13 protein-coding genes are annotated in these 13,705 nt (G+C 63.6%); 6 read left to right on the top strand and 7 right to left on the bottom strand.

What is annotated here, in order from left to right; genetic code table 11:
* The first annotated feature begins 334 nt into the window (after positions 1 to 334).
* The gene (locus tag KU884_RS05165) at positions 335 to 1,717 is read left to right on the top strand and encodes an OprO/OprP family phosphate-selective porin (protein ID WP_167781613.1); all 1,383 of its coding nucleotides are present in this window, start codon (positions 335 to 337) and stop codon (positions 1,715 to 1,717) included.
* A 76-nt stretch (positions 1,718 to 1,793) separates the two neighbouring features.
* On the opposite strand, the gene KU884_RS05170 is transcribed toward KU884_RS05165, so the two are convergent.
* The gene (locus KU884_RS05170) at positions 1,794 to 2,069 is read right to left on the bottom strand and encodes a hypothetical protein (protein WP_167781614.1); all 276 of its coding nucleotides are present in this window, start codon (positions 2,067 to 2,069) and stop codon (positions 1,794 to 1,796) included.
* A gap of 212 nt (positions 2,070 to 2,281) precedes the next feature.
* Here KU884_RS05170 and KU884_RS05175 point away from each other — a divergent pair, with 212 nt between their 5' ends.
* Together KU884_RS05175 and KU884_RS05180 are read left to right on the top strand one after the other, a co-directional pair.
* Positions 2,282 to 3,103 carry a UDP-2,3-diacylglucosamine diphosphatase gene (locus KU884_RS05175; protein ID WP_167781615.1) on the top strand — a complete coding sequence of 274 codons (822 nt, stop codon included), beginning with the start codon at positions 2,282 to 2,284 and terminating at the stop codon, positions 3,101 to 3,103.
* Positions 3,104 to 3,430: 327 nt separating this feature from the next.
* Complete coding sequence (locus KU884_RS05180) at positions 3,431 to 3,646, top strand: YjfB family protein (RefSeq protein WP_167781616.1); 216 nt, start codon at positions 3,431 to 3,433, stop codon at positions 3,644 to 3,646.
* Between the two features lie 14 nt (positions 3,647 to 3,660).
* Here KU884_RS05180 and KU884_RS05185 read toward each other — a convergent pair whose 3' ends face one another.
* Positions 3,661 to 4,173 carry a DUF4332 domain-containing protein gene (locus KU884_RS05185; protein WP_167781617.1) on the bottom strand — a complete coding sequence of 171 codons (513 nt, stop codon included), beginning with the start codon at positions 4,171 to 4,173 and terminating at the stop codon, positions 3,661 to 3,663.
* Between the two features lie 93 nt (positions 4,174 to 4,266).
* Between KU884_RS05185 and KU884_RS05190 the strand changes: the two genes are divergently transcribed.
* The gene (locus KU884_RS05190; protein WP_167781618.1) at positions 4,267 to 4,635 is read left to right on the top strand and encodes a DUF2784 domain-containing protein; all 369 of its coding nucleotides are present in this window, start codon (positions 4,267 to 4,269) and stop codon (positions 4,633 to 4,635) included.
* 48 nt (positions 4,636 to 4,683) lie between these two features.
* Here KU884_RS05190 and KU884_RS05195 read toward each other — a convergent pair whose 3' ends face one another.
* The 3 genes from KU884_RS05195 to KU884_RS05205 all read right to left on the bottom strand — a co-directional run bounded on the left by KU884_RS05195 (position 4,684) and on the right by KU884_RS05205 (position 9,950).
* Entirely contained in the window at positions 4,684 to 6,447 is a 1,764-nt protein-coding gene (locus tag KU884_RS05195; protein ID WP_167781619.1) for an AMP-binding protein, read from the bottom strand.
* Between the two features lie 185 nt (positions 6,448 to 6,632).
* Positions 6,633 to 7,814 (bottom strand): acetyl-CoA C-acyltransferase, encoded by a 1,182-nt coding sequence (locus tag KU884_RS05200; RefSeq protein WP_167781620.1) that lies wholly within the window; start codon positions 7,812 to 7,814, stop codon positions 6,633 to 6,635.
* 45 nt (positions 7,815 to 7,859) lie between these two features.
* Positions 7,860 to 9,950 carry a 3-hydroxyacyl-CoA dehydrogenase NAD-binding domain-containing protein gene (locus KU884_RS05205; protein WP_167781621.1) on the bottom strand — a complete coding sequence of 697 codons (2,091 nt, stop codon included), beginning with the start codon at positions 9,948 to 9,950 and terminating at the stop codon, positions 7,860 to 7,862.
* A 179-nt stretch (positions 9,951 to 10,129) separates the two neighbouring features.
* On the opposite strand from KU884_RS05205, the gene KU884_RS05210 reads away from it, so the two are divergent.
* On the top strand, positions 10,130 to 10,747 hold the full coding sequence (locus KU884_RS05210; RefSeq protein WP_167781622.1) for a TetR/AcrR family transcriptional regulator: 618 nt from the start codon (positions 10,130 to 10,132) through the stop codon (positions 10,745 to 10,747).
* Positions 10,748 to 10,898: 151 nt separating this feature from the next.
* Entirely contained in the window at positions 10,899 to 11,528 is a 630-nt protein-coding gene (locus KU884_RS05215) for an SDR family oxidoreductase (protein ID WP_167781623.1), read from the top strand.
* Here the strand turns inward: KU884_RS05215 and cfa are convergent.
* Together cfa and KU884_RS05225 are read right to left on the bottom strand one after the other, a co-directional pair.
* Positions 11,521 to 12,600 (bottom strand): cyclopropane fatty acyl phospholipid synthase, encoded by a 1,080-nt coding sequence (gene cfa, locus KU884_RS05220; protein ID WP_254432243.1) that lies wholly within the window; start codon positions 12,598 to 12,600, stop codon positions 11,521 to 11,523. The genes KU884_RS05215 and cfa overlap by 8 nt on opposite strands.
* A 173-nt stretch (positions 12,601 to 12,773) precedes the next feature.
* A complete protein-coding gene (locus KU884_RS05225) occupies positions 12,774 to 13,637 on the bottom strand; it encodes a crotonase/enoyl-CoA hydratase family protein (protein WP_167781625.1) in 864 nt (287 codons plus the stop codon).
* Between the last annotated feature and the right edge of the window lie 68 nt (positions 13,638 to 13,705).

Genomic DNA, 13,705 nt, shown 5'->3' on the forward strand with positions numbered 1-13,705 from the left:
TGACGTGACGTCTTCGGCCCGACGGCGTTGCCTCGGTGGCCCAGAGGGCACGCGAAATGCTAAGGACTCGGGTTAGAGAACACGAGAAAACGCGCAACCATTGTTGCTGAGGCGTCATTGAACCGTTACCGGAATGTCATCCGGGACTCACGGGTCTGTCATTTTCGCTCCCTATGCTTGTCACCTGTTGTGCCGACGCGATCGCTGTCGCGTTTTTGCAACAACAGCATTGGACGCTGCGGAGGCATTTTCAGCCTTCTAACACAGGTCCAATCGGGGGCAGGCCAAGGAACGTTGTTCCCCTGATGACCGATATCACCTTTGGGAGCAACCAATGAGCATTAACAGACATGTCCTGCGTTCTTACCCGGCGTTACTTGCAGCCGCTCTGCTTGCGGCCCCGTCCGTCCATGCGGAGAGTTCCGCACAGCGCTTTGGCGGGCTTGATTACGAGCCCATGATGGATGTCGGCGACGACCCGGTGCGCACGCGCGTGAACAAGTTTCGTGTTGAGACCGAGGACGGCAAGCATCGATTCGGCCTTCGCGGCCGACTCATGACCGATTTCGCCTACGTGCAGGATCCGTTCACGACCACCGATGACGAGGACGCCGATGATGGCGACCTGGCCCGTTACGGTACTATCATCCGCCGCGCTCGTCTCGGCGCGCTGGGCGTCATGTACGACAACTGGGAGTGGCAGCTGGAAATCGACTTCCGCGACGACGAGGTCCGGTTCGCCAATGCCTACATGGCGTACCTGTTCGACAACGCCCGCTTTGCCATCGGTCATTTCAAAGAGCCTTTCAGCCTGGAGAGCTCCACCAGCTCGCGCCGCATCAGCTTCATCGAGCGTGCCGCACCGGTGGATGCCTATCGCCCCAGTCGGCAGATCGGTCTGCTCTACGAAACCCTGGTGCCCGACTACTACCTTGCCTTCGGCGCCTTCGGCGGGGATGGCGTTGCACGTGATCGCGATGTGACCGAAGGGTATAGCGTTGCTGCGCGCGGCTCCTTCGCCCCTGTGTTCGACCGCGAGCGAGATGTCTGGAGTCACCTGGGTCTTTCCGCCAACTACCGCGCGAATGCCTACGAGTGGGATCGCAGCGGCGGCGATGACAGGGAGTACGAATCAGTCCGGATGCGCACGCGACTGGGCACAAGGGCCGTGGACGGCCGGATGATTGGTGAGAATGACATGGAGAACGTCGAAGACTTCACCACCTTCGCACTGGAGGGCGGGTTCGGCGTCGGGCCGTTCTCTGTGCAGGGGGAGTACATTCGCCAGGACTTGAACCGGGATTCCGGCTCCGACGGGTTCGATGATGAACCGGGTAACGACGTGACCAGCATGACGTCCGAAGGCTTCTACGTGCAGACCAGCTATTTCCTGACCGGAGAGACGCGCAATTACCGGCCCTTCAGCGGCGATTTCGGTGCCACACGCGTCAACGCCCCGTTGAGCGCTGGTGGGCGCGGTGCGTGGAAACTGCTCGCACGCTTCGCCACTGCGGACTCTTACGAGCATCACAACCGCGAGGACAGGCAGAAACTGGATCACTATACGGTGGGTCTGAACTGGTATCCGGAAGACGACATCGTGCTGAAGCTGAACGCCATGTACGTGGACGCGCAGCGCGGTGAAGACGGCTTCGGCGACGGCCGGAAAGACTGGGACAGCATGGTGTACGCCGCACGCTTCCAGTTCGAATTCTAGGTTTCCCCAGCAGTTCCCTCAGCCAGAGCCTTGACCCCGCAGCCAGCGGGGTCTTTTCTTTGGATCTCCGGTGTTGTTACCGGAACGGCCCGCAGCTCCGCAGAGACGCCAGATCACGACTCTCGGACACCACCCGGAACCAGCCCCGCCTGCCGTCGTCCAGTTCCAGCAGCGTGGAGCTTCCGCGCGGGATTCGGCGCGGGATTCGGCGCCGGCGCACGCCCAGCAGCGGGATGTGCGCACGCCAGACGGATTTACGACCGCTTGCTTCCCGCTGGAGTACGATCTGATCGCTGGCCAGCAGGGTTCGCCCCTCGCTGATCAGTCTTCCCTCTCCCGTTTCCCAGTGCATGATGACCTCGTTCCACCGTTAATAGACGGCGATCATTGTCATCGCGAATCAAGACACTTTTCTGACCGGCGGGTGACCTTTGAATGATGCGTCGGACCGGTGGGTCACGGTACCGGCGCCATGTCACGGAAATGCCTTGCCGCTGACATATCCCCTTCAAGGTGCCGCTTCACACTTCCCGGCAACAGTGGAAAGAGGGGAGTGGTGCAGCCATGACAACCGTCGAACCCATGCGACCGGTCCGATACCGGACCATCTTCGTTTCTGACGCCCATCTGGGATTTCGCGGTGCACGCGCGGACTATCTGCTGGAGTTTCTGGACGCCACCGAGTCCGAGTATCTCTACCTGGTCGGGGACATGGTCGACATCTGGGAAATGCGTAAACGTGTTTTCTGGCCGCGAGAGCACGCCCTGGTGGTGCGCCGGATCATGGAGAAGGCCTGGGCGGGCACGAAGGTGGTCTACCTGCCGGGCAACCACGACGAGGCCATGCGGGATTACAACGGTAGCGTCATCGACAACTTCTCCATGGTCGATCAAGTCATCCACACCACCCAGGACGGGCGGCGGCTCCTGGTTCTGCATGGTGATCAGTTCGACACGGTGGTCAAGTGTTCCCGCGCGCTTTCGATGCTGGGCAGTCGCGTCTACGGCCTGCTGTTACGGGCCAACCACTGGGTGCACCTGGTGCGCCGGCTGTTCGGCTTTCCCTACTGGTCCCTGGCCGCGCATCTGAAGTACCGGGTCAAGAACGCCATGGCTTACATCTCCAGCTTCGAGGAAATGGTCGCATGGGAGGCCAGTCGTCAAGGCGTGGATGGTGTGGTCTGTGGTCACATCCATCATGCAGAGATGCGCGAGGTCGATGGGGTGCTCTACTGTAACGACGGTGACTGGGTGGAGAGCTGCACCTGCTTGGTGGAAAACCACGACGGCCGGCTGGAGCTGTTGCGCTGGCTGGAGATGCGTCAGACGGATGCTGGTGGCCCGGCCGAAGACGGACAGGTCATGCCGGCCCGAGACGTGGCATGAACGGGGGTTGAGGCGCATACAAAGAAAAGCGCCCCGCAGGGCGGGGCGCAAGGAGTCCTTTCATTGAGGAGGAGAAGCATTGCTGCTGCGGCCTCCTGCCGCACTATCACTAAGGCAATACCCGGGCCAGGTTTTGTTTTCGTTAAGTTATCAGGAAGATCCGTAGCCTTCGTGGTCATGGATGCGACGGGCGTGGCAGGGTATTGCACCGTAAAAGGGCGGGCTTCCGTGATGCTGCCCCCGAGTGGGTCAAAGGTGTGACGGGGTTCGCTTGTGCTGGGGGTCGCGGGATGTTTCCATAACCCCTCAAGTGGAGAGGGTACAGCGATGGCAGACGTATCCAGCATTGCATCCATGGCTTCGTCCATGAGCCAGGCACAACTCCAGGCTGATGTGCAGACCAGTGTCACCCGCAAGGCGCTGGACATTCAGGAATCCAATGCGCAGCAGCTCATTGACGCGTTGCCTGATGCCGGCGGCCCCTCGGGCGCGCCGGTCAATCCTGCCGAGCGCGTCGGTAGTCTGGTTGACACCAGCGCCTGACCGGGCGCTGTCCGTCAGGCCTGCTGCCGGGCAGCCTGCACCCAGCCTTCTACCTTCTTCTCCGAAATCACCACGGACTGCTCCCGTAGTGTGCGGGTGACGGACTTGATGTCAGCCGCCGCCAGATCCTCGAAGGTGCGAATGCCCATGTCCTGAAGGCGCGCGGCCATGGCTGGGCCCACGCCCTTGATGGTGGTGAGATCGTCCACCGCGTCGCCCGCGCTGGAAGGGGCCTTGGGCGAGGGAGCCGTCGCCGCCTCCGGGGCCTTGGTGCTCTCCTTGCCGGGCTTGTTTGCCGCCTCGTTGTCGGGAGTGGTCGACGCTGCCGCAGGCGACGTCGTCGGCTCCGGCGCCGAGGATTTCGCGGGTGATGCCGGCTTGGACGTGGCCTCATCCTTACGGGCGGTTGCGGTACCACTCTGTTGTTGTCCGGAGGGCGGCTGCTGCCCCCTGGACTGGTCGCCGTCGCGGGGAAGCCACCAGAACAGCATGTCCATCCAGCGCTTGAACAGGTCGGGTCCCATCATTCGTCCCCCTCGCACGGGTGCGGCGGTTGCTGGTGAAGTTCCGGTCATTTTTCCATACCCTGCGGTAGAGGTCACGAAATGATGGAGTTGCGGATGACTGCCAAGGGATACCGCTACCTGGCCGACGCGGTGAAGTGGTTTCACGCGGCGTTCGTGGTGTTCGCCGTGCTGGGGGCGTTGCTTGTGCCCTTGGGGGTATGGTGGCTGGTGTTGCACCTGGCGGTGCTCGCCTGGGCGGTGGGAATCAATTTCGGCGGTTGTACATGTCCACTGACCCCGCTGGAAAACAGGTTTCGGGAGGCGTCCGGGGACCGCGGTTACGGGGGCGGGTTCATCGAGCACTACGTGAACAAGGCCGGCCTCGGCGGGCTGCCTCGCCGGACCCTGGAGGTCCGGGTCGCCTGGCTGATTCTGGCCCTGAACGCCGTGTTGTACGTCGTGATCGGATGGATCGCATGGTAAACGAACGGTCCGCGTAGCGATCACCATGGTCGCCACGCGGACAGGGCTTCACGCCTTGCCGAGTTCCCTCATCGCCTCGGCACGCAGATCCTTGCGTAGCACCTTGCCCACCGGTGTCAGCGGGATCTCCTCGCGGAAGACGATCTGCTTGGGGATCTTGTAGCTGGTCAGTGACTGCTTGCAGTGGGCGCGGATGTCGTCCTCGGTGACGGAATCGTCGGATTTCACCACATAGGCGCGCACCGCCTCGCCGGTCTCGTCATCCGGCACGCCGACAACACCGCATTCCTGTACGCCGGGATGCTGGTTGATGACTTCCTCGATCTCGTTGGGATACACGTTGAAGCCGGACACCAGCACCATGTCCTTCTTGCGGTCGACAATGTAGAAAAAGCCGTCCTCGTCCATGCGAGCCACGTCGCCGGTGTGGAACCAGCCGTCCTCCATGGACTCCTCGGTGGCGTCCGGGCGCTGCCAGTACCCCTTCATCACCTGGGGGCCCTTCACCACCAGCTCGCCGGGCTCACCCACAGGCATCGGGTTGCCCTCTTCATCGACGATGCGGCAGTAGGTGCCTGCGTAGGGGATGCCGATGCTGCCGGGTTTCACCGGGCCGTTCAGCGGGTTGGTGGTGACGCCGGGGCTGGTCTCGGTGAGGCCGTAGGCCTGGTAGATCGGGTGCCCGACGATCTCCTGCCAGCGCTTCGCCGTGCCTTCCTGAACCGCCGTGCCGCCGCCAATGGTGATGGTCAGGTTCTTCGGCGGCGCCTCCTGGAACCAGTCTTCCGCCATCAGGCCGTTGAACAGGGTGTTCACGCCGGAGAAGAAGCGGATGTCGTACTTCATGAACGCCTGCTTCAGGTTCTCCACCGGCCGCGGCGAGGGGATGAGCACGTTGTGCCCGCCCAAGCTGTAGAAACTGCCGCTCACGCCCAGAGCGAAAATGTGGTACATGGGCAGAGCGGTCATGGCGACCCGCTTGTCAGGCAGATTCTGTTGCAGGTTGTTGTAAGACTGCTGGATATTGCTGATCAGGTTGCGATGAGTGAGCATCGCGCCCTTGGATCGGCCGGTGGTGCCGCCGGTGTACTGCAGGGCCAACAGGTCGTCCAGGCCGGGGTCCAGCGCTTGCACGTCCTTGCCCTCGGCGATCTGGCTGGCGCCCGCCTTTAGGGCATCGGGCAGTCGCGTGACCGGCATGTCCACGTTGGGAATCATCTTCTTGAGCTTCTGCACCGTGCGCACCAGGGTACGCCGCAGCGGCGGGAAGAAGTCCGCCACGCTGTGGATGACCACATGCTCCACGCTGCTCTTGGGGACCACCTCCGGCAGCTTGTCGGCGAACATGTCGATCATCATCAACAGCCGTGCGCCGGAGTCGTTCAGCGCATGGTCCATCTCCGGCACGGTATACAGCGGGTTGATGTTGACGATGACGCAACCGGCCTTGGCGGCGCCAAACATGAAGATGGGGTAGGCGAGGCAGTTGGGGCTCTGGATCGCGACCCGGTCGCCCTGTTCCAGGCCGAGTTCGTGGCGCAGGTACGCGGCGAACTGGTCGGACATGCGGTCCACCTGGGCGAAGGTCAGCGTGCCCGCTGTGCCGGTGGGCAGACAGGTGGTGAAGGCGGGCTTGTTCGCGTGCTCGCGGCTCGCCTTCCGGACCATGTCACCGAAGCTGCTGTAAGGCAGGGCGTCCAGATCGGTGCTGACGGTCTCGCCGTACCACTTGAGCCAGGGACGGGAATCGTACGCCTCGAAGCTGCCGCTGCCGGGTTTGGCGCCGGTCTGCTCCTGTGCCGTGTCGGTCATTGTATCTCTCCTCTCGTTGGGCTGTTGTTCTTGGTATTCGTCCGGGAAACGGGGGGATCGTTCCCGGAATCTGCCCGCACCGTTTGCGGCGCGGGAATCACGCTTGCGATGGAGACAGAATAGCAGGTTGTCGCGGGGCGGGAACCATGGGCGGCCGGTGACCGGCCGCCCATGAAACCAGTGCTTCAGGCCACTTCGAACAGGCCTGCGGCGCCCATGCCGGTGCCCACGCACATGGTCACCACCACGTACTTGGCATTGCGGCGCTTGCCCTCGATCAAGGCGTGGCCGGTGAGCCGGGACCCGGTGAGACCGTAAGGGTGGCCCACGGCAATGGAGCCACCGTTGACGTTGAGCTTGTCATCCGGAATGCCGAGCTTGTCGCGGCAGTACAGGACCTGCACCGCAAAAGCCTCATTGAGCTCCCACAGGTCGATGTCGTCCACGCTCAGGCCGGTCCGCTTGAGCAGCTTCGGGATGGCGTAGACCGGCCCGATCCCCATTTCGTCCGGCTCGCAGCCGGCCACGGCGAAGCCGCGGAAGATGCCCAGCGGCTGCAGGTTGCGCCGCGCGGCCTCCTTGGCCGTCATCAACACCTGGGCCGAGGCGCCGTCGGAGAACTGGCTGGCGTTGCCGGCGGTAATGACGCCCCCGGGCATGGCCGAGCGGATGCCGCTGACGCCCTCAATGTTGGTGTCCGGGCGGATGCCCTCGTCCTGGGAGACCGTGACCTCCTTGGTCATCATGGCGCCGGTGGCCTTGTCCGCCGTGGCCATGGTGGTGGTCATGGGAACGATCTCGTCGTCGAACTTGCCGGCCTCGCGGGCAGCTGCCGCGCGCTGCTGACTGCGCACGCCGTATTCGTCCTGGGCCTCCTTGGAGATGTTGTAGCGCTCGGCCACGGTCTCGGCGGTCTGCAGCATGCTCCAGTACAGTGCCGGTTTGTGCTCCGCCAGCCACTCCTCCTTCATGTAGGTGGTGTTCACGTCCGCCTGCACCGTGGAGATGGACTCCACGCCGCCGGCGACCATGATCGGGGCGCCGTCGACAATGATGTGCTGGGCGGCCATGGCAACGGCCTGCAGGCCGGAGGAGCAGAAGCGGTTGACGGTCACGCCGCTGACACTCACCGGCAGCCCGGCGCGCATGGCGCCCATGCGGGCGACGTCGTTGCCGGTGGAGCCCTCGGGCAGGGCGCAGCCCATGATCACGTCGTCGATCTCGCCGCCTTCCACGCCGGCACGCTCCACCGCGTGCTGGATGGCGTGGCCGGCCAGGGTGGCGCCGTGGGTCATGTTGAAACTCCCGCGCCAGGATTTGGCCAGGGGCGTGCGGGCGGTGGATACGATTACTACGTCATCGGTCATGTCTTTCTCCTGCGCTCGGCGGGCGATCGACCCGCCGTCATGGAATCAGTTGAAGGTCTTGCCTTCGTTGGCGAGCTTCGACAGCAGCGGTGCCGGCTCCCAGAAGCCAGGCTGGACATTGGGGTTGGCACGGAACTGCTCCATGGCCCGTTCGACGTTGATCAGTCCCACCTGGTCGGCGTAGTGCATGGGGCCGCCGCGGTGGACCGGGAAGCCGTAGCCGGTGAGATAGACGATGTCGATGTCCGAGGCTCGCTGGGCGATCCCCTCTTCGAGAATGCGCGCGCCCTCGTTGACCAGGGCGTAGACGCAGCGCTCGACGATTTCCTTGCTGCTGATCTTGCGCGGAGTAATGCCCATTTCCTTGCGGCATTCCTCGATCACGCGCTCGACTTCCGGATCGTGTTGCGGGTCCCGCTTGCCTTCCTCGTAGCGGTAGAAGCCGGCATTGGTCTTCTGACCGTAACGGCCCATCTCGCACAGGCGGTCGGCGATGACCATGCGCTTCATGTCCGGGTTCTCCTCGTACTGGCGCTTGCGGATCGCCCAGCCGATGTCGCCGCCGGCCAGGTCGGCCATGCGCAGCGGACCCATGACGAAGCCGAACTTCTCGATGGCCTTGTCGATCTGCTGCGGCGTAGCGCCTTCCTCCAGCATGATCAGCGCTTCACGCTGATACGGCCCGACCATGCGGTTGCCGATGAAGCCGTCGCACACGCCGGAGACCACAGCGGTCTTCTTGATGGTCTTGCCGATCTTCATCACCGTGGCCATGACCTCTTTCGAGGTCTTGCCGCCGCGCACTACCTCCAGCAGCTTCATGACGTTGGCGGGGCTGAAGAAGTGCATGCCCACCACGTCCTCGGGGCGCTTGGTGAAGCCGGCGATCCTGTTCAGATCCAGGGTCGAGGTGTTGCTGGCAAGGATGGCGCCGGGCTTGCAGGTGGCGTCCAGCGTCTCGAACACCTTCTGCTTCACGCCCATGTCCTCGAATACCGCCTCGATAACCAGGTCCACGTCAGAGTAGGCGTCGTAGTCGGTGGCGGTGTGCAGCAGGGCGAGCTTCTGCTCGGCATCCTCCTGCTTCATCTTGCCCTTCTTGACCCGGCCTTCGTAGACGCTGCGGATGTGCGCCACGCCCTTGTCCAGGGATTCCTGCTTCATGTCCAGGATGGTCACCGGGATGCCGGCGTTGAGGAAGTTGATGGCAATGCCGCTGCCCATGGTGCCGGCACCGATGACGCCGACTTGCTTGATGTCGCGCGTGGTCGTGTCCTTGCCGACGTCCGGGACTTTGGAGGCCTCGCGCTCGGCAAAGAAGGCGTGGCGCAGGGCCGCGGACTCCGGTGTCTGCATGAGTTCCGCGAACAGCTGGCGCTCGGTGCGGAGGCCTTCGTCAAAGGGCTTCTCCACGGCAGCGCGCACTGCTTCCAGGCACTTCAGCGGTGCCGGGTAATTCTTCGCCATCTGGCTGATGCCGTTGCGTGCATAGAGGAAGAACGGCTCGGCACGCGGATGGGATGCCGGCAGATCGCGCACGCGCTTGAGCGGCTTCTTCTCGTCCGGGGCCTTCTGTGCCAGGGCGATGGCGTCGGCTTCCAGGTCGCCGTCAGTGTAGGTGTCGAACAGGGCGCTGCCCTCGAACATCCTTGCCGGCACCGTGGTACCGGAGACGATCATGTTCAGGGCGTGCTCCACACCCACCACCCGGGGCAGGCGCTGGGTGCCACCGGCGCCCGGCAGCAGGCCGAGCTTGACCTCGGGCAGGGCGATGCTGGCGCTCCGCGTGCTGATGCGGAAGTGGCAGCCCAGGGCCAGTTCCAGGCCGCCGCCCATGCAGTTGCCGTCCACGGCGGCCACCACCGGCTTATTGCTGGTCTCGATTACGTTGATCACCGTATGCAGGTTCGGCTCCGCGGTCATCTTCGGCGTACCGAACTCGCGGATGTCCGCGCCCCCGGAGAAGGTGCCGTTGCTCCCGGTAATGACCACGGCGCGGACGGCCTCGTCCTGTTCGGCTTTGCGGATGCCGTCCACGATGCCGCGGCGCAGTTCGTAACCGAGGCCGTTGACCGGCGGGTTGTCCAGGCGGATCAGTGCGACGTCGCCTTTGACTTCATAGTGGGCGTTGCTCATGTCATCTCCCGACTTGGCTTGAGGGGATCGCTGAAGGGCGGCGTGTTGGTGGCTCTACCGGCCCGGGTGGACGCCTTCTACAGCGACAATACACTGGTGTATGGTGTGTTGGGAAAGGTAGTCCATCAACAGGACAAACGTCAATTTTCAAGAGTAAGTTTTGAAGCGTGGAGGAGAGCATGTCTCAGGCCGACGGCACCGGCGGGCGCGAGCAGTTGAGCCGGGACGACTGGCTTGATGCCGCCACCGAGCTGGTGGTGGAGGGCGGTTTCGATGCAGTCCGCGTGCTGCCGCTGGCCCGTCGCCTCAGCGTTTCCAGGGGCAGCTTCTATTGGCATTTTCGTGACTACCAGGACCTGATCAGCAGTTTCCTGCAGCGCTGGCAGGAGCGGCGCATGGCGGAACTGGGCCTGCTGACACCGGGGGATGCCGACGCACGAACGGAAACGCGCCGGATTCTGCGGCTGTTGCTCGGAGAATCCGGGCGCAGCGTACGCCGCATGCGCGTTGAGCTGGCTGTCCGTGACATGGCGCGGCGAGATGAGCAGGCCGCACGTGTGGTTGCCGCCGTCGATGAGGCCCGTATACGCCATAACCAGGAGCTGTTGTTGCGTCGGGCGGACAACGGCGAGGGCGCAGATGATCTGGCCCTGCTGCTCTACGTTGCCACCATGGGCGCCCAGCTGGTCATGACCGGGCCCGCCCGGGACGAACAGACCCTGGAGCGCCTGGAACGGCTGATCGCGAATCTGGCCATTCAGTGGTATCAGCGCGGCGGTGGACCGCTTCTGGATTGAACCCATCGGCTCTTGCTTGCCGGTGGATCACGGCGGCCATGATCCGTAGGGTAACGTATGAATATCGTGCCCCGACCTTCGGGGCCGGAGTAGAAGGAATTCACCACTGGGTGGCGCCGGCCTGAAGGGCGGGGTTGCCGGAGGAATAGCCATGACCATTCTCGTGATCGGAGCCAACGGCCGCGTCGGCAGGCAATTGTGCGAACTCGCAAGCGGTGCCGGAATGGACCTGCGCGCCATGCTCCGACACCGTGCCGAGGAGCCCGCGTTCGATGAACTGGGGATCACTACCGTGAATGGTGACCTGGAAGGAGATATGCGCGAAGCCATGGAGGGCTGCGAGGAGGTTGTGTTCATGGCGGGTTCGGGGCCGCACACGGGCGCAGACCGCACGCTCATGGTGGATCTGCACGGGGCAGTGCGCGCCATCGAGCTGGCGGAAGAGCTGGGTGTGAAGCGTTTTTTGATGCTCAGTGCGCTGCGCGCCAACGACCCGCTGCATGCGCCGGAGGCACTGCGACCCTACATGGCGGCCAAGCATGCAGCCGACCGGCTACTGGTAGGCTCCGGTGTGCCTTATGTGATTCTGGCACCCGGCAAGTTCACCGACGAGGAAGCAACCGGTCTGGTGTCCACCACCCCGGAGAGCCAGCACGACATTACCGTCAGTCGTGGCAACGTCGCCGAGGCAATGCTGGAGATTCTGCGTCACCCGGATCTGGTCAACCGTCGCATTGAACTGGTGGACGGCGACACACCCGTGGCGGAGGCCTTCAGCTGACGCGCCGATAGCCTCCCAGCTGACCGCGGGGCGATAGCACGAACTGCCACAGCTGCACTTCCCGTGCGCGGAAAAGTGCGGCGCAGCTCAGCAGGTAGTACCGCCACATGCGGTGAAAGCGCTCCCCGTAGCGGTCACGGAAGCGGGGCCAGGCCGCTTCGAAATTCCGGTGCCAGGCCATCAGCGTGTGATCGTAGTCCGCGCCGAAATTGTGCAGATCCTCGACGATGGCCAGATCCTCGGCGGCATCGGCGATCTGTCCCAGGGAGGGCAGGTCGCCATTGGGGAAGATGTACTTGTCGATCCAGGGATCCGGCGTCGAGTTGCGTCGGTTGCTGCCGATGGTGTGCAGCAGGCACAGGCCTTCGTCATGCAGGCAGCGGTTCACCGTTTCCATGAAGGTGCGGTGATTCTTGCGCCCCACGTGCTCGAACATGCCGACGCTGACAACCCGGTCGAAGGTTTCATTGACTTCCCGGTAGTCCTGCAGCCGGAACTCCACCGGCAGACCCTGGCAGCGCTCCCTGCCCAGTCGGACCTGTTCCTCCGAGATGGTGAGCCCGACGCACTCGACACCGTAGTGTTCGGCGGCGTACTGCATGAAGCTGCCCCAGCCGCAGCCAATGTCGAGCACGCGCATGCCGGGTTCCAGTTCCAGCTTACGGCAGATGAGGTCGAGTTTTGCCTCCTGGGCCTGATCCAGCGTCTGCGCCTCCTTCCAGTAGGCGCAGGTATAGGTCATGCGGCTGTCCAGCATGGCTTCGTAGAAGTCATTACCCAGGTCGTAGTGGGCCTCACCGACCTGCCGGGCACGGCGCAGGCTCTGCAGGTTCAGCAGTCTGGCCCGCAGGGAGTGGAAGATCAGGCGCAGAGGTTGCACCTGATGATGAATGCGTGCCCGGAGTACCCGGAAGAAGAACTCGTCCAGCCGCTCGACATCCCAGTCGCCGTCCATGTACGCCTCGCCCAGGCCGAGATTACCGTAGGCGAAGGCGCGTTCCGGCACGTTGCTTCCGTGCAGTTGCATGTCCCAGGGGCGGTCGCCGTTGACGTGGATATCTGCCTGCTGCAGCAGATCCCGCATCATGCGCTCAAGACTGTTGCTCCCCTGTGGACGCCGGTGCAGGGTCGTTATCGCCTTTTTCTCGCCCATGCTCGCTCCCTCCTGCCGGTTGGATTCCGAGCCGACACTGGTCTTCCTGTACCTCCTTTCAGCATAGCTAAAGAACGACCGTTCTTGAATCTCTACTCGAAGCGTCGCTCGTCCCACCAGGGGTAGAAGTCGGGCATGTCCCGGGTCGGCCCCATGCTGAACCGGGCGGGACGCTTTTCCAGGAAGCTGGTCACGCCCTCTCTGGCGTCGTCGGACTGGCCCATGTAGGCGATCGCCCGGGAATCAATCTTGTGCGCTTCCATAGGATGGTCTGCAGCCATCATGCGCCATAGCATCTGCCGGTTCAGCGCGGTCGCCACTGCGGAGGCGTTGTCGGCGAATTCCCGCGCCAGTTCCCGGGCGGCGGGCAGCAGTGAGTCGGGTTCATGGATGCTGCGGATCAGGCCGCCCCGGTGGGCCTCCTCGGCGTCGAAAAGGCGACCGCTGTAGACCCATTCCGTGGCTTGCTGGATGCCGACCAGCCGTGGCAGGAACCAGCTGGAGCAGGCCTCCATGGTGATACCGCGGCGGGCAAACACGAAGCCGAAGCGCGCCTTGCTGGAGGCCATGCGGATATCCATGGGCAACTGCATGGTGGCCCCGACGCCGACGGCGGCGCCGTTGATGGCGCCGATCACCGGTTTTGTGCACTCGTAGATCCGCAGCGTCACGGTGCCACCACCGTCGCGGATGGAGTTGTCGATGCCGTCATCCTGGCGCTTGTCCCGGTTGAAGGTGTCGCCCCCCTTTTCCAGGTCTGCGCCGGCACAGAAGGCTCGATCGCCGGCACCGGTGACGATGATGGCGCGCACGGTGTCGTCGGCATCGGCGGCGTCAAAGGCCTCAATGAGCTCCCGGCGCATCTCGCCGTTGAAGGCGTTCATGCGGTCGGGCCGATTGAGGGTGATGGTGAGAATGCCGTCGTCGATGTTGTAGAGAAGCGTCTGAAAATCCAAGGTCCTTGCCTCCTTTCTGATTTGTCCCGGCAGTGTAGGGCGCCTGACCTGCCTGTGTCAGGCCCTTG

The sequence above is a fragment of the Aquisalimonas sp. 2447 genome (genome assembly GCF_012044895.1).
GTDB lineage: Bacteria > Pseudomonadota > Gammaproteobacteria > Nitrococcales > Aquisalimonadaceae > Aquisalimonas.

Bases quoted from the DNA above. Each gene is read 5' to 3' on its own strand.
- KU884_RS05165 (WP_167781613.1), top strand. From the start codon at position 335: ATGAGCATTAACAGACATGTCCTGCGTTCTTACCCGGCGTTACTTGCA.
- KU884_RS05170 (WP_167781614.1), bottom strand. From the start codon at position 2,069: ATGCACTGGGAAACGGGAGAGGGAAGACTGATCAGCGAGGGGCGAACC.
- KU884_RS05175 (WP_167781615.1), top strand. From the start codon at position 2,282: ATGACAACCGTCGAACCCATGCGACCGGTCCGATACCGGACCATCTTC.
- KU884_RS05180 (WP_167781616.1), top strand. From the start codon at position 3,431: ATGGCAGACGTATCCAGCATTGCATCCATGGCTTCGTCCATGAGCCAG.
- KU884_RS05185 (WP_167781617.1), bottom strand. From the start codon at position 4,173: ATGATGGGACCCGACCTGTTCAAGCGCTGGATGGACATGCTGTTCTGG.
- KU884_RS05190 (WP_167781618.1), top strand. From the start codon at position 4,267: ATGACTGCCAAGGGATACCGCTACCTGGCCGACGCGGTGAAGTGGTTT.
- KU884_RS05195 (WP_167781619.1), bottom strand. From the start codon at position 6,447: ATGACCGACACGGCACAGGAGCAGACCGGCGCCAAACCCGGCAGCGGC.
- KU884_RS05200 (WP_167781620.1), bottom strand. From the start codon at position 7,814: ATGACCGATGACGTAGTAATCGTATCCACCGCCCGCACGCCCCTGGCC.
- KU884_RS05205 (WP_167781621.1), bottom strand. From the start codon at position 9,950: ATGAGCAACGCCCACTATGAAGTCAAAGGCGACGTCGCACTGATCCGC.
- KU884_RS05210 (WP_167781622.1), top strand. From the start codon at position 10,130: ATGTCTCAGGCCGACGGCACCGGCGGGCGCGAGCAGTTGAGCCGGGAC.
- KU884_RS05215 (WP_167781623.1), top strand. From the start codon at position 10,899: ATGACCATTCTCGTGATCGGAGCCAACGGCCGCGTCGGCAGGCAATTG.